The sequence below is a fragment of the Kribbella sp. HUAS MG21 genome (genome assembly GCF_040254265.1).
In the GTDB taxonomy this organism is placed as follows: Bacteria; Actinomycetota; Actinomycetes; order Propionibacteriales; family Kribbellaceae; genus Kribbella.
In genome coordinates this window covers 8,214,618-8,237,800 of record NZ_CP158165.1, presented here as the reverse complement: position 1 = coordinate 8,237,800, position 23,183 = coordinate 8,214,618, and the positions used below count along the sequence as shown (strand labels likewise).

Genomic DNA, 23,183 nt, shown 5'->3' with positions numbered 1-23,183 from the left:
TCAACCTACGTGACCCGCCCGGTTAGACTCGCGGGGTGGCAGGCCGGATCAAGGAAGAGGACATCGCGCTGGTGCGCGAGCGGGCCCGGATCGACGACGTCGTCGGCTCGTACGTGACCTTGAAGAACGCCGGCGGGGGCAACCTGAAGGGCCTCTGCCCGTTCCACGACGAGAAGTCGCCGTCGTTCAACGTCACCCCGGCGCGCGGGTTCTTCTACTGCTTCGGCTGCCAAGAGGGCGGCGACGTCATCGACTTCATCCAGAAGATCGACCAGATCACGTTCTCCGAGGCGGTCGAGACGCTGGCCGCCAAGGTCGGCATCCAGCTGCGGTACGACGACTCCGGCGCGCCGGTGCAGCGCGGTCCGGGGAACCAGCGGCCCCGGCTCGTCGAGGCCCACAAGGTCGCCGCCGAGTTCTACGTCGACCAGCTGTTCGGCGCGCCCGAGGCGGCGCTCGGCCGGCAGTTCCTGGACCGGCGCGGATTCGACAAGGACGCCGCGGTGTACTTCGGTGTCGGGTTCTCGCCGCGCGGCGGCGAGGCGCTGGTCAGCCACCTGCGCGGCCGCGGGTTCACGAACGCCGAGCTGGTCGCGTCCGGCCTGGCCGCCGACGGGCAGCGCGGGCTGTACGACCGGTTCCGCGGCCGGCTGATGTGGCCGATCCGGGACGCGTCCTCGGACGTGATCGGGTTCGGGGCGCGGCGGTTGTTCGACGACGACCGGATCGAAGCGAAGTACCTGAACACGCCCGAGACCCCGATCTACAAGAAGTCCAAGGTCCTGTACGGCGTCGACCTGGCCCGGCGCGAGATCGCCAAGGGCCGGCAGGCCGTGGTCGTCGAGGGCTACACCGACGTGATGGCGTGCCACCTCGCCGGCGTGCAGACCGCGGTCGCCACCTGCGGTACGTCGTTCGGCGACGACCACGCGCGCGTGCTGCGGCAGCTGCTGCTCGACCACGACCAGTTCCGCGGCGAGGTGATCTTCACCTTTGACGGTGACGCGGCGGGGCAGCGGGCCGCATTGAAGGCGTTCGCGGGGGACCAGGCGTTCGCGGCGCAGACGTACGTCGCGGTCGAGCCGGACGGCCTGGACCCGTGCGACCTGCGCCTGGAGAAGGGCGACGCCGCGGTCCGGGAGCTGATCGGGCGGCGCGTCCCGCTGTACCGGTTCGTGCTGGGCAACGTGTTGTCGAAGTACGACCTGGACCGGGCCGACACCCGGATCGACGCGCTGCGGGAAGCGGCGCGGCTGGTGATCAGCATCCGCGATAGGTCGAAGGTGGACGCGTTCACGCGCGAGCTGGCCGGGCAGCTGGGCATGGAGGTCGACCAGGTCCGGTCCGAGGTCTATCGTGCGGCGTCGCGAGCTGCTTCTGGTTCTGGCTCGGCTGCCGCGCCGGCGGCGGCTGTGTCCGGAGCCGTCGCGCCGTCCGGTCCTCCCGCGCCGCGCGCCGAGATCCCGTCGCCGCGGGACCAGCGGTTCGTGATCGAGTGGGACGTGCTGAAGGTCGCGATGCAGCACCCGGCGCTGGTCGGGGTCGCGTTCGACGAGCTCGACGACCACGACTTCACGCATCCGTGGCTGGCCGCGATCCGGGCCGCGATGGCGAAGGTCGGCGGGCCGTCCGTGGCGCCGCCCGGTGAGGCCTGGGTGGTCGCCGTACGCGATGCCATCGGCAACGATCCGGCGGCCGCGGTCGTCGGCGCGCTGGCTGTCGACCCGCTGCGGCTCGGGCGGGAGCCCGACGAGCCGTACGCGCAGGCGCTGCTCGCGCGGCTGCAGGAGCTGACGTGCGCGCGCCGGATCGCCGACCTGAAGTCGAAGCTGCAGCGGACGAACCCGATCGACCGCGCGGACGAGTACAACCGGATGTTCGGCGAGCTGATCGCGCTCGAGGCCTACAAGGCCGAACTCCGCAACCGCGCGATCTCCGGCGCACTTTAGGGTTTGAGGCGGTCGCGCAGCGTCTCCTGTACGTCGGGGAGCCGGTCGAGCATGATGAGCGCAGCCTGGTGGCGGGCGCGGGCGTAGCGCTCCAGCGACGGGGACACCGGCGCCGGCTCGGCGAGCGGGAACGTCGACCCCAACGTGTGGGCGCAGCCGACGGCGACCGTGGACAGCAGGTCGTCGAGGCGGGCCGCCGGGTGCCCGTCCTTGTAGGCCCGCAGTAGTTCACCGAGGCCGTCGATCCATTGGTCGCCGAGGATGACTGTGCGGGGGTCGCAGCCGATCCGCGCGATCTCCCAGGCCGTGAAGCCCGGACCCGACGGATGGAAGTCGATCACCGCCGCGACGGCGTCGTCGCGCAGCATCAGGTTGGGTGCCGCAAGGTCGCCGTGCAGCACCTGCACGGTCAGCTCCGGGAGCTCGGCGAGGATCGCGCCGGCCCGCCCGAGCAGCGCCTTCCGCTCCCGGGCTGCCTCACAGGCCCACTCCTCGAACGGGCTCATCGATTTCTTCGCGATCAGCCGATCAAAGCTCTGCGCCGCGCGCCGCATGTCCCGAACCTCAACGGCTGGGCGCATTGTCGGCGCGGCCGCAGGATGCTCCGCCAGCCGCCGATGGAGCCTGCCCAGCACGGTTCCGACGGCCGGCCAGCGCTTGCCTGTGAGCCCACCTTCGGCCGTCTCCCCGTCGACGAACTCCCACAACGACATCGGAACGCCGGCATCGATCACCTCGCCGCCGACCGTACGGCGTACCTCCGCCACCGGCACCCCACCACGACGCGCGAACTCGGTCAGCTCGATCGCCACCCGCTCCCGCTCGAGCCCACCCCGATACACCTTCGCAAACCACCGCCGCCCGTCCTCACCGACGACCCGGTAATTGATCGTGTTGGTCCCGGCATCGATCCGATGCAGCTCGACAGCGCGAACGCCGTACGACTCCTCGAGGGCACGCGCGAAGTCCACGCGCCCAGCATGCCGCACCCGGCACGCACGTCGGCCGGGCGCGCGGGACCTTTCCGGCGTTACCGTTCAACTGACAGCGAACGGAGGCTACTCATGGAACGCACCCTGTTCGAGATCGGCCGGCGGGAGACGCGGCCGCTCGTCGTGAGCCTGGCTGGTGCCGCGGTGCTGAGCTTCGTGTTCGAGCTGATCGCGATTCCCGGGCTGTCGCTGTTCACGCTGATGGCGATCGTGCTCCTGATCGCCGCGGTCACGGTGTACGTCGGATCGTCGCCTGCTTCACCTGTTCTTACCGTGGGGCCGCACGGGATCCGGTTCTGGAGCGAGCCGCGCGTTGCCTGGGGCGACGTACAGGCTTTCGTGCTGATCGACCGCGAGGTTGTAGAGGCCGACGGGCCCGGGGTCGAGGTACAGGCCGTGCTGACGTCGGTCGTCGTACCGGCGGACGAGGCGCTGAGTGTCTCCGATGCCCGGGTTGTTGCCTGGATCAACCTTCCCGGGGCGCTCCGGGACGTCGACGCCGCGGAGCTGGAGCGGGAACTCCACGCCTACAGTCCGGACCTGCTCCTGCAGGATCGCCGTACGCACGGTGCTCGGCGGGAACTCAGCCAGGACGTCGGGTAGGGGACACCTCGGTCCAGCCGGTCCAGCCGCGTTGTTCGAGGAGGCCCATCAGGCGACGGGCCGGCGGAACGGTGTCGAGCACCAGCGTGTCCATCAGGTCGGCAAGCGGTCGGTCGAGGTCGGTGTCGTTGAGGTAACGCTCGCCGTGGTCCGCGGCCAACCGGGTGAGGTAGGCGGCGAACTCGTCGGCCAACTCGACCAGCTTCGGATCGTCCTCGGTCCGGTCGAGGGCCTGGCTGAGGACTTCGTAGAAGCTGATCAGCTGGGGATCGGTGAGCTGGCGCTGCTTGCGTGCCATCCATTCCGGAACCTGCTCGGGCGACTGCGCGGCGAGCAGGATCCAGCCGTCGCGCTCCGCCTTGACGATCCGCTCGTCGACCCCGAGCGCTCGCAGGCGGTCCAGGTAGTCGACGACCTCGGACGGCAGCGTCAGCCGGTCCCCGGCGACAAGCTGCGCGATCCGCTCACGCTGCTGCTGCCGTTGCGCGATCTCTGCCCGCAGCCGGTCGTCGATCTCGGCGACAGCTGCTGCGAACTGGTCGTCGTCGGCCTGCACGAGTTCGCGCACGCGGGTCAGGGGTACGCCGGCGTCGGCGAGCGTCCTGATCCTGATCAGGTCGATCACGGCCACGGCGTCGTACCTCCGGTAGCCGGAGTGATCCCGCTCGGGCTCCGGCAGCAGTCCTTTCGCGTGGTAGTGCCGGACCGCGCGCACGGTCACACCGGCGTACTTCGCCAACTCGCTGATCGTCAGCACCGCACCAACGTACTGCGCATGATGTCGGCGACGGCTTGCGCGTGCGTGAGGACGAGCTGGTGGTCGGCGTCGAGGCGGAAGGTGTTGATCTGCGGCTGGTCGCGGACGAGTCGCTCGATGCCGGCCTGCCAGTTCTGGTTCAGCTCGGCCGCGCGCCCTTCAGCGTTGGCGCCGGCCATTTCGGTCGACATGATCATCGTGATCGGCTTGTCGATCCTCCGGTACCGCTCGAGGATGTCGGCGCGGACGGCGTCGATCTCCTGGTTGAGCGCGAGGATCTGGCGCGCGTCGAGCAGCACTTGCTTCGCCGTACCGCGCAAGCTCATTTGCTGTTCCGCCATCTGCTCCCACATTGCGCGGAACATCGGCAGGTCCTCGTCGGTGATGAACGGTTCAGGCACGGGATTGGCGCCGTCGATCAGCACGAGCTCCTCGACGCGCTCCGGGTGTTCGGCGGCGTAGTGCACCGCGAGGTCCGCTCCGAGGGAGTACCCCACGAGCAACGACGCGGCCGGCGCCAGGTGTGCCATCACGGCTTCGAGGTCGCTGAGGAAGTCCTCGAACCGGTAGCTCGCCGCGGCCGAGGACAATCCATGCCCGCGCAGATCGGACGTCACCACGTCGAAGTCCCGCCGCAACAACTCGACAAGTTCGTGCAGGTCGGCCTGCGTCGAGCTCAGCCCTGGACAGAAGACCAGCAACCGCCCACGCCCACCCCGAGCCACCGAGATCCTGACACTGTGATGATCGATCGCGTACCGTCGTACAGCTTGCTGCATCGCCATACCGCGATGCTGGAGGGTTGACCCTGCGTCAGGGTCAAGCCAACTGTCCGCACGTATGGGAGGACGACGGGGTGTTCCTGCTTCAGATGTCAGGTGTTCCAGGCTCCGGCAAGTCCACCGTCGCCGCCCACGTGGCCCGAACCTTCGGAGCGGTCGCCGTCGACTACGACGTGATCAAGTCCGCCATCCTCGACGCGGACTTCGACCTCCATTCCGCCACGAAGGCGTCGTACGAAGTCATGTACGCCCAAGCCAACCACGTGCTCACCCAAGGCCACCCGGTCATCATGGACAGCCCCTGCTTCTGGCCGAGAATCATCACCGAAGGCATGAAGATCGCCGAGGCCCACACAGCGCCGTACCGCTTCATCGAATGCCACGTCGAAGACCTACAACTCCTGGACACCCGCCTGTCCCAACGCCCCCGCCTGAGAACCCACCGCCCCAGCATCAACCAACCTCCCGCAGACGCCGGCGACACCGAGGAAGACGGCACCTACCTCTTCCGCACCTGGATGACCAGAACCCAACGCCCCCCAACCCCCTACCTCCAACTAAACATGCAAAACCCCCTCCCCAAAGCCCTGGCCGAGGTAGACACCTACCTCCAGTCGTAGTCCAGGCGGCGGAATTCGACGGACCGCGCCGAACGGGGCGGACTTGGACGCCCGGATCACCGCACCGGTCATCGGGGCACACTCACGCAGGTACGGCAGCTGGTGACGGGCGCAGGACCCGCGCCACCCGTCCGCGGCGCCACCCGAGCCCCGGCTCGATCCAGTCCTACCCCCGCCGCGTCGCCGCCCGACACGTTCCCGTACGGCGAGCTGGCTCGACCCCTCGTCTTCACACGGCGGAGGTCCCGAAACGCCGGGTCTTTCGGCCTCAGATGGCGCCCAGGTCTTCCGCTGCGATCTCGCCAGGCCTAGACCGGAAGAAGAGCCGTAGCACGAATCAAGGGCCAGGTCACCCACCTGAGCCTGCAACGCACCGGCCGTCGCTGGAGCAACTTCAAGGCGCTGGGGTGTCGTACTACAGCGCGCCGTACCGGGTGACCGCAGGGGGAGATTGTGATGGGTACGTACCGAGTAATTGCGGCATTCACGGGGACGGCCGCCCTGGCGTTGGCGGGTCTGCAGGCGGGAACGGCGCCGGCGACGCCGAGCACGGCGGCGTACCCCTGTTCGGTGGGAGTGGGCTCGGTGACCGCCGGCGGCGATCATCGCGCACAGGCCATCATCGCGACGGTGCCACCGACCGCGACGAACAGCGAGATCATGGGTCGCGGCGTGTTCCCCGACGGGCAGGTCAGAGTGAGCAGCTCGGCGCTCATCAACTTCGACGTCCTCGGTACCGGCGAGAGCGATATCTCCAGCCTGGTCGTCATGGGAGACGCGCTGTACGACAGCTTCTACCGAACCGGAGAGAGCGTCACCCCCGGGCTGGTCCGTGTCGGTGGCGGCTGGGGCACCTTCCGAGCGGTTGAGCGGTCCTACTCCGAGGGCACCTTCGCACGGACCAACGTCTACGGTCTCCGCGGCGATGGCGTACTGTTCCGCTGGACCATCTCCAACGGCTGGCGCAACAGGACGTCGTACCCCGGATTCTCGGCCGTCAAATCGATGGTGTTGATCAGCAAGACGCGGACGTACGACACCTTTCTGGCGAACACCCGCGGTGGTGCGCTCTACACGATCCATATCCCGACGACGTCGCCGCTCGAGCCTGTCGTCAAGCTCGTCCGTCGCACGACCTGGCACGTCTTCGAATCGATGGTCGCCAAGAAGTGCGGTCAATACGGCACGCTCCTGCTCGGCATCGACAAGGACACCAAGGCGGGTTATCTGTACGCCGTCGGCCACGCCAACGGCCTGGCCACCGTCATCCAGGGCCGGGGCAAGGTCCCGGTCACGTTCGCCGACCCCGTCTACCTCGGCCTGGCGAACCGCGACGACCAGCTCTTCGGGGAGTGAGTCCCCGAGATCAGCGGCCGGCTGGAAGGTCTCCGGTGGACTCGGCCTCACAGCTACGAGATATGGGCGGTACCACGCGATTCGGTGATACCGCAAACGTTTGAAACGGTCACAGGAGACATCACGCGAGCTTGGGGGCTGATTCTCGACAGTCGGGCAGTTGACCGACCCAGCATTGGTAGCTCCGAGCCGTCGGCGGTGAGTCGATGGGGGCGGTCGCATCGAGGGGGCAATTATGCGGAACCCAGCAATTGTGTTATTGACGGTCGTCAGTTCGACAGCGTTGTTCTTTGGCGGGTCGCAGGCGTCCGGCGTCGTGGATGGCGATGGCAGGCGCGTCGGCAGCATCACTGTGGTATCGGTCGATGCGAACGGGGAAACCGCCGACGGTCCGTCCTTCTCCGGGACGGAGAAGGGGCTGGACGTGTCGGCCGACGGTCGGTACGTCGTGTTCTCGTCGTACGCGACCGACCTGGTGCCGGGCGACGTCAACGGCCAGCGTGATGTGTTCGTGCGCGACATGGTGACCGGCCGGACGACCCTGGCATCGGTCGGTGTGGACGGGGCTCAGGGAAACGGTGAGAGCCGGCAAGGTTCGATCTCGGCGGACGGGCGGTTCGTCGCCTTCAGCTCGAACGCTACGAACCTGGTTCCCGGGGACACGAACGACAGCCCCGATGTCTTCGTCCGCGACCGGCGGACCGGGGCCACGAGCCGTGTCTCGATCAGTATCGCTGGGCAGGCGGACCAAGGCGGGGGTCAACCGGAGATCTCCTCCGATGGTCGCCACGTCACCTTCACCTCAGGTGCGACCAACCTGGTCGCCGGCGACACGAACGACACGCAGGACGTCTTCGTCCGCGACCTGGACGCTGGGCGGACCGAGAGGGTGTCGGTGAGCACCGGAGGGCTCCAGTCCGATGGGTTCTCCACGGACTCTACGATCTCCGCCGATGGTCGCTTCGTCGCGTTCGTGTCAGCTTCCCCGACGCTCGCGCCGGCGCCCCCACCGCCGCCCGAAACCCTCATCTTCACCTACGTCCATGACCGGAAGACGAACACGACTCGCTCGGTTTCGCACGACGTCACAGCCGATCGCCGGGCAGTCATCATCGAGACCAGCTATCCGGTCATCGCCGCCGATGGCCGGTTCGTGGTGTTCACCGTCATCGGGTGGCTCGGCGTCGGTGTCGATCCGATCCCCAACGTCTGGCTCCGCGACCTCACCACCGACCGGCTCGAACTGGTCACGGCCGACCGCGCCGGGAACCCGTCGTCGGCCGTCGGACCTGTGTTCCGCGAGGACGTGTCGGCCGACGGCCGATACGTGGCGTTCGGGACACCGGGCCGCATGACGCCCGCTGACCGCGGAAACCTCAGCGATGTCTTCCGGCTCGATCGGCAGACCGGCTCCTTGGTCTGGATCACGTATCGCCAGGAGCCGGCCGACCCCTTCGGCGGAATCGGAAGCGTCGGGCCCGCGATCTCGGCCGACGGGAACCACGTGGCCTTCGAATCGGACGCTGTGAACCTGGTGCGCGACGGCGGCGCGGCCGGCTACGACACCTACCTGTGGAGATCCATCCGCCGACCGTAACCAAACGACCGTCTGGACGTCGACAACCTCGGAGTACTGCTCGATAGCTGGTCCACGTTGGCATGGGTCTTTGGGTTCCGTCCTTCGCCCACCTGGTTCAGGAAGCGTGTCCTGAGATTCTCTGCTTCCTGGGCCTGCCGCGGCGACGTCAGCATGAGTTCATGTCACGCGACATGGCACGGGTCGGGCTGGACAGTCTGCAGGTCACGGGTGAATGCGGCCGTGACCTGCAGTTTCACGCTGTAGGGCGGACGGGACTCGAACCCGTGACCCAGGGATTATGAGTCCCCTGCTCTAACCAGCTGAGCTACCGCCCCGTGTGCGGGAGATGGTATCTGGTGTGAAACCAGGGGGCGGTCAGGGGTTTGACTGAGGGGTTGGTGACCGGGGAGCGGGCATGATGGGTGGCAGGTCCGACGAAGGGAACACCCATGGGCTGGTTCATTTTCCTGGTGATCGTGGTGGGCGCGATCGCGGCGTACAAGTACCGCGTGCCGCTGCTGGCGAAGATCCTCGGTCAGCCTCAGCACCGTATCCAGCGGGCGATCGACCGGAAGAAGGGGAAGTAGGAGCTTTCTTCCGGACGTATGACGCGTGGGCGGGGCGCGGCGGCGTACCCGATCCCACGGGAGAGCATGGCCCCTGACCGCACGCGGCGGTCAGGGGCCGTTGGTCAGCCGACCTGGACTGCGACGACCGACGCGGCCGCGGTGATCTCACCCGAGCCGGCCGCACTCTGGTCGTGGTTGTAACCGAATCCGTAGACGCCCACGGTGGTCTCCGCGTCGACCGTCACGATCTTCACCGACGAGCCGAACAGGTCGTGGCCCTTCGCCGGCGAGATCGCCACGCCGCCCACCGTGCCCACGTCGGTGCCCCAGGTGCTGGGTGACTGCTGGCCGATGCGCAGGCCGACCTGCGGCATGCTGCCCGGAGCGCCCGCGGTGATGCGGTTGAACGTCACGGAGGTGTTGACCAGCCACGTGCCCTTCGGCAGCTTGAACGTGCCGATGGTGGTGAATCCTTCGAAGTACTTCCCGCCGAGGCGTGCGATCGGCTTCGGGCCGAAGGTGGCGGTGACGCCGGCCTTCCCGTACGCATCCGTGTCCTTGTCCTTCAGGAACGCGGCGCGGTCCGCCGGGACGATCTTGCTCGCCGGGAGGCTGTTGTCGACGACCTGTTTCGCGGCGACCGAGCGGGCGCAGAGCGGGTACGACAGCGTCTTGCAGTCCGGGCGTACGGCGCCGTTCGCCGCGACGGTGATGCCGACGAGTACGCCGGCGCCCAGGACGCCGGCGACCAGTAGGCGGCCGGCCTTGGTGCTGAAAACCTTCTTGATGTTCACCGGGTTCCTTCCCCTCATCCCCGAGGCCCCCTCGGGATCTGGGCAGGAACGTACGCCGAATTATGGTCTAGGCCAATAGTTTGCGGCGGATCAGTTCGGTAGTTCGAGGCACCAGGCGGTGAGGGTGAGCTTCGCGGTCGAGCCGAGGTCGGTGTCGACGGGCCAGACGACGGGGCGTTCGCCGGCGCTGCGTGCGACGGTGAGATAGGTGCCTGAGGCCTTGTCCTCGGCAACTTCCACCGTGTTCGACCAGGAGATGGCGGCGATCGCCGATTCGCCTTTGTCCAGGCGGATTCTGGTGGGGCCGGGGTCGATGGCCATGTACGACGTACCGCGGGTGACGGTGACGTGCATCGTGCGGCGGCGGGCGTTGAGCACGGCGACGTCCGGGTAGCCGTCGACGGTGATCGCTTTCGACCGGCAGTTCGTCACTTTCACCACCACCGCCCGATGCCCGAGCGCAGCCTCCACCGGCCCGACGGTCACCAGAGCCCCGGACGCCGGACAGACACGCGGCGGGGGAGTAGGCGTAGGTGTACGCCGCGACGCACCCAGCCCAGGCGTCCGCACAGTCGGGCTCAGCGCATCAGGAGTCCCGTCGGTCGGGCTCGGTGCACCGGGCGGCGAAGGTGGGCCCGATGTGGCAGGCGGTCGGGCGGTTGAGTTGCCCGAGGTCGGCGTAGTAGCCGGTCCTCCGCCAGCCGCGCCGACCGGCGCCGTCTCGGTCCCGCAGCCGCCAAGCAGCACCAGTGCGCCGAACAACCCCACCCATCCCCACCGCCCCATCCCACGAACCTACCGGCCTGATCCAACCGCCGCGGCACACGCGGAACAAGCAAAAGCCGGGCTTCCGAAGAGGAGGCCCGGCTGGGTGGTTGCTCCCGCCACTGGACTCGAACCAGTAACCTGCCGGTTAACAGCCGGCTGCTCTGCCAATTGAGCTAGGCGGGATCGTGGTGTTGCGGTGTCTTCGATCCCCGAGGACCTGAGTAGGTTAGCAGGCGGGCGGCGAACTACAAAAACGGGATTCGGGTGGCTGCCGGGTCAGATTCCGAACTCGTCGCGGACCTGCTGGAGGGCGGCTTCGGCGGCGTCGACGACGCCGGGCTGCGTGGGCTCCAAGCCCTTGTCCAGAACGATGTTCCAGGTGACTTCGGCGTCGGTGGTGGCGGGGTTGCGGCGGCCGACGATGCGGACGCCGCGTTTGCCGGCGAGCGGGACGTGGCGCTGGACGACGATGCTCGCATCGACGCGTTCGCGGAGCAGTTGGCCGAAGCGGCCGGGGTCGTCGACCTTGAGCTCGGTGGCGCGCAGCGGGGTGCCGAAGTCGGTGGTCTCGTAGATGTGCAGCACCGACGCCTCAGAGTCCCAGTTGGCGCGCTCGATGCATTCCCAGCCCACGCGGCGGTCGGCGTCCGCAGTGTCCGACGGCAGGTAGACGGCCGCACGGGTGCCAGCCGCCCAGCGGCCGTTCGCCAGTTGTACGGCGGCGAGCACGTCTTCCTTACTCCCGGTCGACTGACGAGCGGCCGCCGTCACGGCGTCGGCCGTCTCACGCGGCCAGGAGGTACGCAGAAGTCTCACACCCACATCATTCCAGCCAGGCCAAGCACCACGTCAGGCGACGTACTCCCGGAGCTGAGGCAGCGCGCGGCGCCGGAGTTGCCGCAGCGCTTCACGCTCGAGGGCGCGGACCTTGGCCGAGCTGAGGCCAAGCTGCGTCGCGGTCTCCTCCGGGGTCGACGGAATGTGGCCGCGCAGGCCGAAGCGGCGATGCAGCACGGACTGGTGCACGTCGTCCAGGAACTCGAGGTGATACGCGAGATCCCGGCGCAGCGCGGCGCGCAGCACGATCGGGTCGTCGTCGATCACCGGCTCCGACTCGTCCAGGTCCAGCGTCTCGGGATGCACCCGCCACGCCTGCGCCCGCTCGATGCGCGCGATGCTCAGTCCTGTTGCCCGCGCGAGCTCCGGCGCACCGGGTTCACGCCCCAGGCTCTGCGTCAGGTCGTGACGCGCAGACCCGACCCGGGACGCGTCGGCGTACGCCTGGGCCGGCATGCGAACCAGCCGCGACCGGTCCGAGATCGCGCGGCCGATCGCCTGCCGGATCCACCAGATCGCGTACGTCGAGAACCGGTGCCCGAGCCGGTGGTCGAAACGCTCGACCGCCCGCATCAGCCCGATGTTGCCCTCCTGGATCAGGTCGAGCAGCGAGATGCCCTTCCCGCCGTACCGCCGGGCGAGCGACACGACCAGCCGCAGGTTGCCCTCGACCATCCGGCGCCACGAGTGCTGCCCGAGCGCGACGACTTGCCGAAGTTCGCCCGCGTCGGGCCGCCCCGGATCGCCGCGCAGCCGCTCGGCCGCGAGCAGCCCGGCCTCGATCCAGTACGAGTGCTCGTTCACCTCCTCCAAGCTCAGTAGTTCCCGCTGCCCGATGTCCCGGAGGTACGCGACCAGCGCGGTCACGTCCGCCGGATCACAGTCGAGATCACCCATCCGTTCTCCACTCCCTGCGAAACGCCCTGCGAATCCCTGCGATCTCCCATGCCCAAGAGAGTGCCGCGATTCGCCCCGCGCGGGACCGGTGACTTCGAGTATGTGGATAACTACGCCGAGTCCTCGACATGCCGCCGATTGATCTCCACAGCGGCCGCCATGAAGTCGACGCACACCCGCAGGTCGTCGTCGGACAGCGTGGACAGATACGTCTCCCACTCCGAGGCGATCCGCGCGTACAGCGGCCCCACCCGCCGCTGGACCTCGTCGACCACCGGCGCGACGAGCACCCGCCGCCTGTCCGTCGCACTCCGCTCCCGTCGCACGAAGCCCGCACTCTCGAGTCGGTCGACCAGCTGAGTAATCCCGCCACCAGCGCTGATCCCGGTCCGGCTGGCCAGCGTCCCGGTCGACGTCGGCCCCTCGTTGATCAGCAGGCCGAGCGCCTGCAGATCGCTGGCGGTCAGCCCGGCGGCCCGCGCGACCGCGTCCTGGAACAGCACGGCATACGTCATGAAGTCGCGCATCAGGCGCGTCGAGTCGTCCAGTAGTGACGCCCGGTTGCTCATTGATATCTCCTCAAGATATTCTCTCGCTAAGCGAGATAATATGAGTGCGAGCACATCTCACGAGGAGCGAGTATGCCGAAGGCCCTAGTCATCGGCGGCGGCGTCGCCGGCCCTGCCGTCGCGACCCTGCTGACCCGCAGCGGCTGGGACGCCCCGGTCTTCGAGGCGCGCAGCGAGCCTGACCCCTTCGCAGGCCTGTTCCTGAACGTCGCCGTCAACGGCCAACGCGTCCTCGCGACCCTCGGCCTCGACGAGCGTCTCCGGTCCGACGCGCACCACGCTCCCCGGATGGCGATGTGGAGTGGCCGCGGCAAGCAGCTCGGCGTCGTACCGAACGGACCGGCCGAACGCCCTGAGGACGGCGGCATCGTCGTACGACGCTCCTGGCTGCACGAGGTGATCCGCGACGGAGCCGAGGAAGCAGGCGTGAAGCTGACCTACGGCCGCCGTCTGGAGGAGATCCGTCAGCACAAGGACGGCGTCACGGTCCGGTTCAGTGACGGCACTGAAGAGGACGGCGACATCGTCATCGGCGCCGACGGTGTCGGATCCGTCGTACGGCGCTACGTGGCACCGGACGCCGCCCCGAGCTTCAGCGGCCTCCTCGGCACCGGCGGTTTCGCCCGCGTCCCCGGACTCGAGCCGACGCCCGGCTTCCAGCACTTCGTCTTCGGTGCCAGGTCGTTCTTCGGGTACCTGGTGCGCGACGACGGCACCGTCTACTGGTTCGCGAATCTCACCGCCGACGCACCACCAACGGCAGCCACCTCCGAGGACTGGCTCGCACGCCTGCGGGAGCTGCACGCGGACGACCCGGCGCCGGTGCCGGACATCCTCGCCGCCACGCCCGGTCCGCTCACGGTGTACCCGATCTTCCGGCTCCCGAAGGTGCGGCCGTGGTGGCAGGACCGCGCGGTCCTGCTCGGGGACGCCGTCCACGCGACCAGCCCGTCGGCCGGCCAGGGCGCCTCGATGGCCCTCGAGGACGCGGCCGTCCTCGCCGACGAGCTACAGCGGAGCGATGTAGAACAAGCCTTCCAGCGGTACGAGGACGCCCGTCGTGAGCGCGCCGAAGCGCTGGTCGCCTACGCCGCCGGCATCGACAAACAGAAGCGCGTCTCGAGGTCCCGGATCGCGGTGGCCCTCCGGGACCTGATGCTGCCGATCTTCCTGCGCAAGGCCGCCGCCGACCACAGCACCGACTGGATCTTCGACTACGACGTCAGCCGGCGTACTCGCGAAGTCCGCTGAGCAGCCCGTCATGGAAGGGATTCGCGTCGACCGCGTCGAACCATGACGGCCCGGTGGTCAGCGGTTCGAGCGGCGGGATGGTGACCGGGCCGGGCGTCGCGGCGCGCGCGGTGAGGTCGTCCTCGAGTTCCGGCGCGGGCATGTCCGGCAACAGGACGAAGGCATCCGCCGGATCCACCTCCCCGTCCAGCGTGAACGCGGCGACGCGCGCCGAGGCGCCGTCCGGATCCTTCCGCACCATCTCGAGGTCGGCGACGACGTTCGTCCAGGTGATCGCCGGGTCGCCGTAGTCGATCGCCCGGGACAGCCGCCCGACCCGGATCGCCGTCGCCGACGGGGCCAGCGGCTGCATCATCGAGCGCAGCCCGTAGCGTGCCCGGCCACCGACGACGACCAGCCGGACATCGGTCTCGGTCGCCTCGATCAGGCTGCGGTACGGGCTGCCGGGGGAGCGGCGTACGACGACCAGGTCGGCGAGCGCGCCGCGTTCGAGCCGGCCGACCGGGTGCGGCCAGACCTCGGTCAGCGCGTCGCCCGGGTTCGCGGTCACCATCCGGGCGAGTTCCTCGTCGGTGAAAACCGAATGCGCCTTGTTCCACAGGTCCGCGACCTTCAACTCCCACAGCACGTTGCGCGTCCCCGACGGTCCCCAGTCCGACCCGAGGCACAAACGTACTCCGGCGGCCTGCGCGGCCCGCACGTCGGCCGTCGCGCCGTACAGCCAGAGATTCGAGAACGGCGACCACACCAGGCTGGAATTCCCGGCTTTCAGCGCCGCGAAGTCCTCGGCATTCAACGCGCCCCCGTGAATCGCCACCAGTTGCGGCGTCACCACCCCGACCTCGGCGAGCAACCGGAACTCGGAGCGCAGTTTCGGATCCGAGCCCTCCGCCGAATGCGCGATGAATCCGCGCCCCGCGGCCACCGCCGCCGCGTACGGCGCGAGCGCCTCCTTGCTCTCGGCAACAAGCGTGCTGACCCGGATGAAATCCTCCGCGGTCCCGAGTTTCTCCGAGTCGACGTTCCGGATCAGGTCGTTGTCCGGCGGTACGGCGCCCCGCGGATTGCCCTGGATCGACGTCGTACCGCCGATGATCGCGCGCGTCTCGACGTACCTGAGCAGGGCACGCCCCGCGGCCGCGCCGAGTAGCCGGGCGGGCTGGCTGATCTGCGCGCTGTACGTCGGCGCGCGGCCCCACTGGTTGTGCGAGGTCCAGGGAACGGTGCGCGACGGCTCCGTCCACAACGGCAGGCTGTTGTACATCAAATGACTGTGCAGATCGATCAGCCCCGGAAAGATCAATCCGCCGGCCGCGATCCGCGGCGCATTCCCGAAGCCCGGCGGTACGGCGTCCACCGGGGTGACCGCGGCGATCAGCCCGTCGTCACCGACATACACCGCCCCGCCGTGCAGAACAGCCCCGTCCGGCCGCATCGTCACCACGGTTCCACGCAGTACAAACATGAGTCCCCCTCGCATAGAATCCCCCGTACCGCCCCTGTTACCGAGAGTATCGTCGAGGGGGAGGTATTGCGATGGGCGATTTCGATCCGGGCCCGCCCGCGGCAGTCGCACGGCACTTCGGGAAAGTCCCCAGCTATGCGGACTTCCGGCAATTCTTCTGGCACGACTGGGGCCCGGTCTTCTACCGCGGCCGGCTCAACCGCAGCGCCCGGCTGCTCGCGATCGCGTCCGACCCCGGCCCGACCGAACGCGTCGCCGGCCGGACGCTGGTCGGCGACGCCGGGCAACGCGTGCAGGGCTTCCTGACCAAGCTCGGGCTGACGCGCAGCTACGCGCTCGTCAACGCGTACGCCTACGCGCTCCGGCCGTCCCGCGCGCAACAGGCCGCGCCGCTGCTGTCGAGGCTCGACCACCTCGCCTGGCGGAACACGCTGCTCGAGCTGATCACCGGTCCGCAACTGCAGGCGATCGTCGCCTTCGGCGCGCAGGCCCGCTCGGCCGTGCGGCTGTGGGCGGACAAGCCCGACGTGCCGGTGTTCGAGGTGCCGCACCCGTCGAGCCGCAGCCCGCAGGCGCTCGTGGACAGCTGGCGCGAAGCGATCACCGACCTGCGTGCGATCGTCACACCCGATCCCGACGGCGACAACGCCGTACCGAACTACGGTGCGAAGTTCGCCGAGTCCGACTATGCGCCCGTGCCGCAGGCCGACCTGCCGTTCGGCGTACCGTCGTGGCTGGGGGACGACGCGTGGGGACGCAAGGACAAGCCGCGGCACAACAACTGCGTGGAGCGTCCGGCGACCGACCTGCTGAACACCCTCGTCTGGCGCGCCCCCAAGCTCGGCTGAAATCGTCCCCGGCTGCCGCTACCTTGGTCGGATGCGAGTCGCGACCTGGAATGTGAACTCGGTCAAGCAGCGGATGCCGCGGTTGCTCGACTGGCTCGACGAGCGGCAGCCGGACGTGGTGTGCCTGCAGGAGACGAAGCTGGCCGACGACGCGTTCACCGCGCTGCTCGGCGAGGAGCTGACCGATCGCGGCTACGACATCGGGCTGTACGGCGCCCCGCAGTGGAACGGCGTCGCCCTGCTGTCCAAGGTCGGACTCGAGGACGTGGTGATCGGCGTCGCGGGCGCGCCGGGCTTCCCGGACCCGGAGCCGCGCGCGATCGCGGCGACCTGCGGCGGGATCCGCGTGCACTCGCTCTACGTGCCGAACGGCCGCGTGCCGGACTCCGACCACTACCACTACAAGCTCGCCTGGCTCGCCGCGCTCACCGAGGTCGTCGCCAACGGACCCGCCGACCAGATCGTCTGCGGCGACATGAACATCGCACCCACCGACGCCGACGTCTTCGACCCCGCGGCGTACGTCGGCCAGACACATGTGACGGCCCCGGAGCGGCAGGCGCTCGCGGAGCTGATGGCGGCGAAGGACCTGCACGACGTGGTCCGCGACCGCTGGCCGGACAAACGGATCTTCAGCTACTGGGACTACCGCGCGGGCATGTTCCACCAGGACCTCGGTATGCGGATCGACCTGATGCTCGCCACCGTCCCGGTCGCCGAGCGGGTCCAGGCCGCCTGGATCGACCGCAAGGCCCGCAAGGGCACCGGCCCGAGCGACCACGCGCCGGTGATCGTCGACCTGGACACCGCTCCGGACGGCGACATCGGCCCGGTCGTCCCACCGCCGTCGGCGCCACGTACCACCCGGAAGAAGACCACCAAGCTGCCGCAGAGCCGCTGACATGCGCCGCCTCGCTGTCGTCGGCCTGGCGGCGGTGCTCACGGCAGCGCTGATCGCCTGCACGGACGAGAAACCCGCGGCGCCGGTGGCATGGTCGAAGGTGGACGTGGGTGCGGCGGAGCCCGTCGTACTGACGCAGCACGGAAGCGACCTGCTGATCGGCCTGCGGCACCGCGGCGCCAAGGTGGTCCCAGAGCTCCAGCTCCTCGACGGCACCGGCAAGCGCACACCGATCGCCGTCAAACCCAACCCGGCCAGCCCGTACGCCTTCGAAGCGATCTGGTACTCGATCGCGTACGACGGCAAGCAACTCCTCGCGCTCGGCGGAGCCTCCGGCGGCGCACACTCCAACACCCGCTGGACCGTCTGGACCGGCACGCCGCAAACCGGCCTCGTCGAGCGCCCGCAGAACTTCTGGACCTTCGGCGGTCAGACCGCGGGCGACCTGTTCAGCGCAGTACTCACTCCGGCCGGCGGAGCGCTCCTCGGCACCTGGGGCGGCGTCGAGACCGGCAACGACGGCATGGTCTGGCTGCCGCAGCCCGACGGCAAGTGGACCCGCCAGGACCCGACGAAGACCGCCCTGCAGAGTACGCCGTCCCTCCTGGTCGGTCCCGGCTTCGGTACGACGCTCGGTGCGGGCGTCGTCCTGGTCGGCTCGCAGGTGCGCCTCGCGCCGAACGTCGTCGCCCAGGAAGCGGCCGTCTGGCGCTCCGCGAAACTCAACCAGGGCTGGATCCGCATCCCACTGCCCGACCCCGGCAGCCGCAGCCAGGCCAACACGGCGACCTGCGCGACGGACTGCGTCATCTCGGGGTACGTCGACGGCAAGCTGGCGATCTGGCAACTCGACGCCTCGGGTACGGCGAAGCGCCTGGAAGGCGTCCCGTCGATCCCGGTCGGCGACAAGGACAAGCTGCCGCCGCCCGTCGTCGACGGCGACAAGATCGTCCAGATAGTTGCTCAGGACAACAAGGTGAAGGTGCTCACCGGCCAGGGCGGGCGCTGGACGGTGCAGGAGTCGCAAGGCCCCGAGGGACTGGTGACCGACGCCGTCCTGATGCCGGACCGCAAGCTCTACCTGATCGCCGGCACCTCGCTCTGGCAGACCACGCTCAGCTGAGCAGGCCCTTCACGTACGCCGCCTGGCCCGCGTGCTGGGCGCAGTCGTCGATGACGCTGACCAGCCGCACGCCGAGCGTGACCGGCGGATCCCAGCGCCGGTCGACGATCCGGTCGAGGCCCTCGTCGGTCGTGGTGCGCAGGAACGACGCGGTCCGCTGGTGCACCGCGTCGTAGTACCCGAGCAGCTGCTCTCCGGACAGCTTCACCAGCGCGACCTGCTCGGAGGTGTGCGCGTACCCGGTGTCGGCCTCGTCGAGCGGCAGCCCGAGCCGCTCGTACCAGCCGTCCGCGGTGTAGACCTGCTCGTACTCGCCCGCGTCCGCCAGGTGATCGTCCTGGACCCGAGTCAGGTGCCAGACGAGCCAGGCGATCGAGTTCGCGCTGTCGCCCGGGCGCGTCGCGAGCGTCTTGTCGTCGAGCCCGGTCACAACCTCGTGCAGCACCTCGTGGATCCGGCTGTGGGCATCGAGCAGCAATTCGCTTGTCTTCATACCAACCACCGTAACCCCGTCAGCCCGGCAGTACTCCGGACCACATCACCCCGACGGCCAAACAGCTGAGCGTCACCAGGCCGAACACACCGACCCACAGAATCGCCGGTACGCCGGTCAGGCGGCGCAGCTGGTCCGCGTCCGACGTACGGCCCTGTCCGCGGCGGCGTGAGTGCTGTAGCTCCAGCACGGCACGCGGCGCCGCCAGCAACAGGAACCACGTGAGCAGGTGCGCGAAGGTCGACTGCACCGCCGGCGATCCCCACCACGTCACGCTGAAGACCACCGCGCCGAACACCAGCACCGACCACAGCCCGAACAGATTGCGGATCTGGAGCAACAGGATCACCAGCGCGAGCAACAGCCCCCACAGGAGCGCGACGGCGTACCCGCGGCTGAGGACGAACGCGGCAGCCAGCCCGAAGAGCGCGGGACCTGGGTAGCCGGCCAGCAGTACGGCGATCATGCCGCCGCCGGTGGGCTTGCCGCGCGACACGGTGACGCCTGACGTGTCCGAGTGCAGGCGGATCCCGGACAGCTTGCGACCGACCAGCGCGGCGATAAGTCCGTGCGCGCCCTCGTGCGCGATCGTCACGACCTGCCGCGTGTGCCTCCAGATCGGTCGCCACGCGATCAGCAGCAGCGCGACCACGCCGGTCCCGATCACCAGCCGCAGCGACGGATCCGGCTGCACCGACGTGATGTTGTCCCAGAACTCCTTCACCCGCCCATCCTTACAGGCAGGTGGTCAACCACTAGGGAAAGGGGATGTGGACGGTGACGCGCTCGCGCAGCTGTTCGCTGAGCAGCCACAGCTCATCGGTCGCCGGCCAGTACGACAGGTTCTGGCTGTTCTTCGGCGCTTTGGTCCAGACCGTCGTCGACTCGCCGCCGACGCCACGATGCAGGCAACTGGGGTAGTCGATCCCGTCGCCGATGTTCCCGGCGTACTCCGGGCAGACGCCCGAGATGACGAAGCTGTTGTTGTACGACGTCGCGCCCTGCATGCCCCACACCGGCGAGTTGAACGCCTCCACCGCGCGGACCACGCCGTCCGCGCCCGCACGCGGCAGGCCGGTGGCCTTGTCGAGCGGCCAGCGGACGATCCGCCCGCCACCCTTGGTGGTGTGCTCCACCGCGACGAACGAGCCGGTCCCGGCGTGGTCGATCCCGAGCGACGCGAAACACGGCTTGGTCCCGACGGTGTTCGCACACCCGCCGCCCGCGTACCAGTAGGCGCCGACCTGCGGTAGCGCGAACGCGTGCCACAGTGCGTGATACTTGCCGTCGGCACCTAGTCCTACCTCGCCGGTGCTGGTGTCTGTCCGCCAGATGTGTCGCAGGTCGAACACCCGCAGGACCGATCCGCCGGTCGCCACCACCAGCATGTTCCCGGACCAGAACAACCCGTGGCCGTGGCCTGCGATCGCCTGGAAGTCGCCGTCCGCGGTCGGCTCGACCAGCAGCACGTGCCGGTACTTGTTCGTCGCCAGGTCCACGAACGACACCCGGATCGCGGTGTCGCCGCTGTTGTGCCAGGTCGCGACCACGACGCGCCGCGCGCCGCCGGCCGGTTGGGCGTCGCCGGATCCGCTGACACCCTGCGGGATCCAGACATTCTCGTCGTCGTCCTCGCCGTCCTGCCAGCAGAACCCCTGCGGATTGAGCGAGGCGTTCAGGTACGTCGGATGACACAGCGGCCGCCCCGTCCGGTTGGCGGCGGCGAGCACCTCGGTGACGCCGACCGGCGCGAGCTGCGGCTTCGTCTCGAGCTGTGCGACGCGGGCGCCGTACGTCGCGAACGTGTCGCCGGAGACCACCTGGAAGCCGCTCGCGTCGATGCGCGGGAACGTCGCCGCGGCCTGCGCGGGCGACGGGACGAGGACACCGGCCAGAAGGACGGCCGTCAACAACAAACGACTGATCCGCATGAATCTGATAGTGATTGACGACGCCGCGTACTGTCCTGGCGGAACGGCGTGGCGGGCCGTTGACATCGCGTGGTGGGCGGACGACGGTGGAGGGATCGCGGCCCGGGGAGGGGCTGCCGCATTGGGGGAACCATGTCTCAACCACGCACGATCAAGACCGCGACGAAGAAGCGCGCCACGACCGCCCGGCGGAAGCCGGCCACGAAGGCGCAGGCCGTCGTACCGCTGGCTGACTTCCTCGGCTCGGCCGGCAACCTGACGCTGGCGCAGCGCAAGCTCCTGGTGGACCAGGCGCTGCTGCTGCTCGGCGAGAACTACGTCCACCTGCCGCTGAAGATGGCGATGCACGCCGTGAACCCGCTGCAGCGGCTGCGCGTGCTGCGCGCCCGGATGGAGCGCCAGACCACCGCGACGATGGAAGCCGAGTGGATGTTCCACCGCGAGATGTCGAGCATCTTCAATTCGGTCCGCGACCTGCACACCAACTACCTGCTGCCGGTGCCCTTCGCCGGCAAGATCGCGTTCCTGCCGTTCATGATCGAGAAGTGCCACGACGCTGACGGCACCGAGCGGTACCTCGTCACCCGTACCGTCACCGGCTACCAGGCGCCGCAGTTCGGTCCCGGCGCCGAGGTGACGCACTGGAACGGCACGCCGATCGCCCGCGCGGTCGTCCTGAACGGCGCGATCTTCGCGGGCAGCAACGAGGCCGCCAGCCGCGCCCGCGGCCTGGACTCGCTCACGTTGCGCCCGCTGGTGATCCAGGCGCCGCCCGACGAGGACTGGGTGACGCTCACGTACGTCGGCCTCGACGGCTCCCAGCAGGAACTGCGCGAACAGTGGAAGGTCACCGCCAACCTGCCGCCGATGACGGACCTGGACGCGGTCAGCGAGACGTCGGCGTCGATGGGGCTCGACCTCGACTCCGACGAGAAGTCCCGGGCGAAGAAGGCGCTGTACGTCCGCGACGTCGTCGAACTCGAACGCGGCCGGTCGTCCGCGGAACTCGCCGTACCGGCCGCGGTCGGCGGTGCGGACCTGCCGACCACGATGCCCGGCGTGTTCCGGGCCCGCGAGGTCGTGACGCCGTCCGGGACCTTCGGGCACCTGCGGATCTTCACGTTCAGCGTCCAGGACCCGGTCGCGTTCCGGGACGAGTTCGCCCGGCTGGCCGCGGCGCTGCCGCAGAACGGCCTGATCGTCGACGTCCGCGACAACGGCGGCGGGCACATCTACGCCAGCGAGTTCACCCTGCAGACGCTGACGCCGCGGCGGATCGCGCCGGAGCCGGTGCAGTTCATCAGTACGCCGCTCAACCTGCGGATCTGCCGGCGGCACCAGAACAACCCGTCCGGGATCGACCTCGGCCCGTGGTTCGACTCGCTCGACCTGGCGATCGAGACCGGGGCGCAGTACTCGGCCGCGAAGCCGATCACGCCGGAGGACGGCGCGAACGACATCGGGCAGACGTACCTCGGTCCGGTCGTGCTGATCACCGACGCCCGGGTGTACTCGGCCACCGACATCTTCGCCGCCGGGTTCGCCGACCACGAGATCGGCACCATCCTCGGCGTCGACGACAACACCGGCGCGGGCGGCGCGAACGTCTGGACGCACGGCCTGCTCGCGGCGCTGCTCAACGAGCCGCCGCCACCGGACGAGACCTCGCCGTACGTCGCGCTGCCGAACGGCGCGAACCTGCGGGTCTCGATCCGGCGGACGCTCCGGGTCGGCAAGCTCGCCGGGACGCCGGTCGAGGACCTCGGCATCAAACCGCACGAGACGCACCGAATGACCAGGGCGGACGTGCTCGAGGGCAACGTCGACCTGCTGAAGCGGGCCGGTGAACTGCTGGCCGCGATGCCGTTGCGGCGGCTCGACCTGCAGACGTCGTTCACCGGTACGACGCTCACGGTCGCGATCGATGTCCAGGGCATCGATCGGGTCGACGTGTACCTCGACGACCGCCCGATCAGCTCCGAGGACGTGACCGGAACGGCCGCGATCGACATCCTCGACGTCACCCCGGGCCAGTTGCTGCGCACCGACGGCTACGAGGCGGGAGTGCTGGTGGCGTCCCGCCGGGTTACCGTCTGAGG

23 protein-coding genes and 2 tRNA genes are annotated in these 23,183 nt (G+C 69.0%); 11 read left to right on the top strand and 14 right to left on the bottom strand.

What is annotated here, in order from left to right; translation table 11 throughout:
* The first annotated feature begins 35 nt into the window (after positions 1 to 35).
* Positions 36 to 1,949 carry a DNA primase gene (dnaG, locus tag ABN611_RS39540; protein ID WP_350277435.1) on the top strand — a complete coding sequence of 638 codons (1,914 nt, stop codon included), beginning with the start codon at positions 36 to 38 and terminating at the stop codon, positions 1,947 to 1,949.
* On the opposite strand, the gene ABN611_RS39535 is transcribed toward dnaG, so the two are convergent.
* On the bottom strand, positions 1,946 to 2,920 hold the full coding sequence (locus ABN611_RS39535) for a phosphotransferase (protein WP_350277434.1): 975 nt from the start codon (positions 2,918 to 2,920) through the stop codon (positions 1,946 to 1,948). The two genes, dnaG and ABN611_RS39535, sit on opposite strands and share 4 nt — an antisense overlap.
* A 93-nt stretch (positions 2,921 to 3,013) precedes the next feature.
* Here ABN611_RS39535 and ABN611_RS39530 point away from each other — a divergent pair, with 93 nt between their 5' ends.
* Positions 3,014 to 3,544 carry a hypothetical protein gene (locus ABN611_RS39530; protein WP_350277433.1) on the top strand — a complete coding sequence of 177 codons (531 nt, stop codon included), beginning with the start codon at positions 3,014 to 3,016 and terminating at the stop codon, positions 3,542 to 3,544.
* Here ABN611_RS39530 and ABN611_RS39525 read toward each other — a convergent pair.
* Positions 3,525 to 4,301: a MerR family transcriptional regulator gene (locus tag ABN611_RS39525; RefSeq protein ID WP_350277432.1), complete on the bottom strand. Its 777-nt coding sequence runs from the start codon at positions 4,299 to 4,301 to the stop codon at positions 3,525 to 3,527. The genes ABN611_RS39530 and ABN611_RS39525 overlap by 20 nt on opposite strands.
* On the bottom strand, positions 4,295 to 5,086 hold the full coding sequence (locus ABN611_RS39520; RefSeq protein WP_350277431.1) for an alpha/beta fold hydrolase: 792 nt from the start codon (positions 5,084 to 5,086) through the stop codon (positions 4,295 to 4,297). The genes ABN611_RS39525 and ABN611_RS39520 overlap by 7 nt, the downstream gene beginning before the upstream one ends.
* Positions 5,087 to 5,103: 17 nt before the next feature.
* Here ABN611_RS39520 and ABN611_RS39515 point away from each other — a divergent pair, with 17 nt between their 5' ends.
* The 3 genes from ABN611_RS39515 to ABN611_RS39505 all read left to right on the top strand — a co-directional run bounded on the left by ABN611_RS39515 (position 5,104) and on the right by ABN611_RS39505 (position 8,656).
* Positions 5,104 to 5,703: an AAA family ATPase gene (locus ABN611_RS39515; protein ID WP_350277430.1), complete on the top strand. Its 600-nt coding sequence runs from the start codon at positions 5,104 to 5,106 to the stop codon at positions 5,701 to 5,703.
* Positions 5,704 to 6,159: 456 nt separating this feature from the next.
* Entirely contained in the window at positions 6,160 to 7,059 is a 900-nt protein-coding gene (locus ABN611_RS39510; RefSeq protein ID WP_350277429.1) for a hypothetical protein, read from the top strand.
* Positions 7,060 to 7,483: 424 nt separating this feature from the next.
* The gene (locus ABN611_RS39505) at positions 7,484 to 8,656 is read left to right on the top strand and encodes a hypothetical protein (protein WP_350277428.1); all 1,173 of its coding nucleotides are present in this window, start codon (positions 7,484 to 7,486) and stop codon (positions 8,654 to 8,656) included.
* 243 nt (positions 8,657 to 8,899) lie between these two features.
* Here the strand turns inward: ABN611_RS39505 and ABN611_RS39500 are convergent.
* Positions 8,900 to 8,973 (bottom strand) — tRNA-Ile (locus ABN611_RS39500).
* 114 nt (positions 8,974 to 9,087) lie between these two features.
* Here ABN611_RS39500 and ABN611_RS39495 point away from each other — a divergent pair.
* Entirely contained in the window at positions 9,088 to 9,225 is a 138-nt protein-coding gene (locus ABN611_RS39495; protein ID WP_167214696.1) for a hypothetical protein, read from the top strand.
* A 104-nt stretch (positions 9,226 to 9,329) separates the two neighbouring features.
* Here ABN611_RS39495 and ABN611_RS39490 read toward each other — a convergent pair whose 3' ends face one another.
* The 6 genes from ABN611_RS39490 to ABN611_RS39465 form a co-directional block, all read right to left on the bottom strand.
* The gene (locus ABN611_RS39490) at positions 9,330 to 10,001 is read right to left on the bottom strand and encodes a hypothetical protein (RefSeq protein ID WP_350277427.1); all 672 of its coding nucleotides are present in this window, start codon (positions 9,999 to 10,001) and stop codon (positions 9,330 to 9,332) included.
* Positions 10,002 to 10,091: 90 nt separating this feature from the next.
* Positions 10,092 to 10,472: a DUF4232 domain-containing protein gene (locus ABN611_RS39485; RefSeq protein ID WP_350277426.1), complete on the bottom strand. Its 381-nt coding sequence runs from the start codon at positions 10,470 to 10,472 to the stop codon at positions 10,092 to 10,094.
* A 407-nt stretch (positions 10,473 to 10,879) separates the two neighbouring features.
* A tRNA-Asn gene (locus ABN611_RS39480) sits at positions 10,880 to 10,952 on the bottom strand.
* A gap of 93 nt (positions 10,953 to 11,045) precedes the next feature.
* Positions 11,046 to 11,585 (bottom strand): hypothetical protein, encoded by a 540-nt coding sequence (locus ABN611_RS39475; RefSeq protein ID WP_350277425.1) that lies wholly within the window; start codon positions 11,583 to 11,585, stop codon positions 11,046 to 11,048.
* A gap of 33 nt (positions 11,586 to 11,618) precedes the next feature.
* Positions 11,619 to 12,503 carry a sigma-70 family RNA polymerase sigma factor gene (locus ABN611_RS39470; RefSeq protein ID WP_350277424.1) on the bottom strand — a complete coding sequence of 295 codons (885 nt, stop codon included), beginning with the start codon at positions 12,501 to 12,503 and terminating at the stop codon, positions 11,619 to 11,621.
* 110 nt (positions 12,504 to 12,613) lie between these two features.
* The gene (locus ABN611_RS39465) at positions 12,614 to 13,072 is read right to left on the bottom strand and encodes a MarR family transcriptional regulator (RefSeq protein WP_350277423.1); all 459 of its coding nucleotides are present in this window, start codon (positions 13,070 to 13,072) and stop codon (positions 12,614 to 12,616) included.
* A gap of 72 nt (positions 13,073 to 13,144) precedes the next feature.
* Here ABN611_RS39465 and ABN611_RS39460 point away from each other — a divergent pair, with 72 nt between their 5' ends.
* Positions 13,145 to 14,323 carry an FAD-dependent monooxygenase gene (locus tag ABN611_RS39460; protein WP_350277422.1) on the top strand — a complete coding sequence of 393 codons (1,179 nt, stop codon included), beginning with the start codon at positions 13,145 to 13,147 and terminating at the stop codon, positions 14,321 to 14,323.
* Here ABN611_RS39460 and ABN611_RS39455 read toward each other — a convergent pair.
* Positions 14,295 to 15,788 (bottom strand): amidohydrolase family protein, encoded by a 1,494-nt coding sequence (locus tag ABN611_RS39455; RefSeq protein ID WP_350277421.1) that lies wholly within the window; start codon positions 15,786 to 15,788, stop codon positions 14,295 to 14,297. The genes ABN611_RS39460 and ABN611_RS39455 overlap by 29 nt on opposite strands.
* A 71-nt stretch (positions 15,789 to 15,859) precedes the next feature.
* On the opposite strand from ABN611_RS39455, the gene ABN611_RS39450 reads away from it, so the two are divergent.
* From ABN611_RS39450 to ABN611_RS39440, 3 genes are read left to right on the top strand one after another with little or no spacing between them, the layout of a single operon-like run.
* Positions 15,860 to 16,636, top strand: coding sequence for a uracil-DNA glycosylase family protein (locus ABN611_RS39450; RefSeq protein ID WP_350277420.1), 777 nt, complete (start codon positions 15,860 to 15,862; stop codon positions 16,634 to 16,636).
* 31 nt (positions 16,637 to 16,667) lie between these two features.
* Positions 16,668 to 17,537: an exodeoxyribonuclease III gene (locus ABN611_RS39445; protein ID WP_350277419.1), complete on the top strand. Its 870-nt coding sequence runs from the start codon at positions 16,668 to 16,670 to the stop codon at positions 17,535 to 17,537.
* Position 17,538: 1 nt separating this feature from the next.
* Entirely contained in the window at positions 17,539 to 18,660 is a 1,122-nt protein-coding gene (locus ABN611_RS39440) for a hypothetical protein (RefSeq protein ID WP_350277418.1), read from the top strand.
* On the opposite strand, the gene ABN611_RS39435 is transcribed toward ABN611_RS39440, so the two are convergent.
* Genes ABN611_RS39435 through ABN611_RS39425 form a run of 3 tightly spaced genes read right to left on the bottom strand, consistent with a single transcriptional unit; the run spans position 18,653 to position 21,084 of the window.
* The gene (locus ABN611_RS39435) at positions 18,653 to 19,153 is read right to left on the bottom strand and encodes a DUF664 domain-containing protein (RefSeq protein WP_350277417.1); all 501 of its coding nucleotides are present in this window, start codon (positions 19,151 to 19,153) and stop codon (positions 18,653 to 18,655) included. The two genes, ABN611_RS39440 and ABN611_RS39435, sit on opposite strands and share 8 nt — an antisense overlap.
* Positions 19,154 to 19,172: 19 nt before the next feature.
* The gene (locus ABN611_RS39430; RefSeq protein WP_350277416.1) at positions 19,173 to 19,877 is read right to left on the bottom strand and encodes a M50 family metallopeptidase; all 705 of its coding nucleotides are present in this window, start codon (positions 19,875 to 19,877) and stop codon (positions 19,173 to 19,175) included.
* 31 nt (positions 19,878 to 19,908) lie between these two features.
* Positions 19,909 to 21,084, bottom strand: coding sequence for a hypothetical protein (locus tag ABN611_RS39425; protein ID WP_350277415.1), 1,176 nt, complete (start codon positions 21,082 to 21,084; stop codon positions 19,909 to 19,911).
* Between the two features lie 132 nt (positions 21,085 to 21,216).
* Here ABN611_RS39425 and ABN611_RS39420 point away from each other — a divergent pair, with 132 nt between their 5' ends.
* Positions 21,217 to 23,181: a S41 family peptidase gene (locus ABN611_RS39420; protein ID WP_350277414.1), complete on the top strand. Its 1,965-nt coding sequence runs from the start codon at positions 21,217 to 21,219 to the stop codon at positions 23,179 to 23,181.
* Positions 23,182 to 23,183: the final 2 nt, after the last annotated feature.

Coding starts and splice junctions, on each gene's coding strand:
- ABN611_RS39530 (WP_350277433.1), top strand. CDS start 3,014: ATGGAACGCACCCTGTTCGAGATCGGCCGGCGGGAGACGCGGCCGCTC.
- ABN611_RS39520 (WP_350277431.1), bottom strand. CDS start 5,086: ATGGCGATGCAGCAAGCTGTACGACGGTACGCGATCGATCATCACAGT.
- ABN611_RS39510 (WP_350277429.1), top strand. CDS start 6,160: ATGGGTACGTACCGAGTAATTGCGGCATTCACGGGGACGGCCGCCCTG.
- ABN611_RS39495 (WP_167214696.1), top strand. CDS start 9,088: ATGGGCTGGTTCATTTTCCTGGTGATCGTGGTGGGCGCGATCGCGGCG.
- ABN611_RS39470 (WP_350277424.1), bottom strand. CDS start 12,503: ATGGGTGATCTCGACTGTGATCCGGCGGACGTGACCGCGCTGGTCGCG.
- ABN611_RS39465 (WP_350277423.1), bottom strand. CDS start 13,072: ATGAGCAACCGGGCGTCACTACTGGACGACTCGACGCGCCTGATGCGC.
- ABN611_RS39460 (WP_350277422.1), top strand. CDS start 13,145: ATGCCGAAGGCCCTAGTCATCGGCGGCGGCGTCGCCGGCCCTGCCGTC.
- ABN611_RS39455 (WP_350277421.1), bottom strand. CDS start 15,788: ATGTTTGTACTGCGTGGAACCGTGGTGACGATGCGGCCGGACGGGGCT.
- ABN611_RS39450 (WP_350277420.1), top strand. CDS start 15,860: ATGGGCGATTTCGATCCGGGCCCGCCCGCGGCAGTCGCACGGCACTTC.
- ABN611_RS39445 (WP_350277419.1), top strand. CDS start 16,668: ATGCGAGTCGCGACCTGGAATGTGAACTCGGTCAAGCAGCGGATGCCG.
- ABN611_RS39440 (WP_350277418.1), top strand. CDS start 17,539: ATGCGCCGCCTCGCTGTCGTCGGCCTGGCGGCGGTGCTCACGGCAGCG.
- ABN611_RS39435 (WP_350277417.1), bottom strand. CDS start 19,153: ATGAAGACAAGCGAATTGCTGCTCGATGCCCACAGCCGGATCCACGAG.
- ABN611_RS39425 (WP_350277415.1), bottom strand. CDS start 21,084: ATGCGGATCAGTCGTTTGTTGTTGACGGCCGTCCTTCTGGCCGGTGTC.
- ABN611_RS39420 (WP_350277414.1), top strand. CDS start 21,217: ATGTCTCAACCACGCACGATCAAGACCGCGACGAAGAAGCGCGCCACG.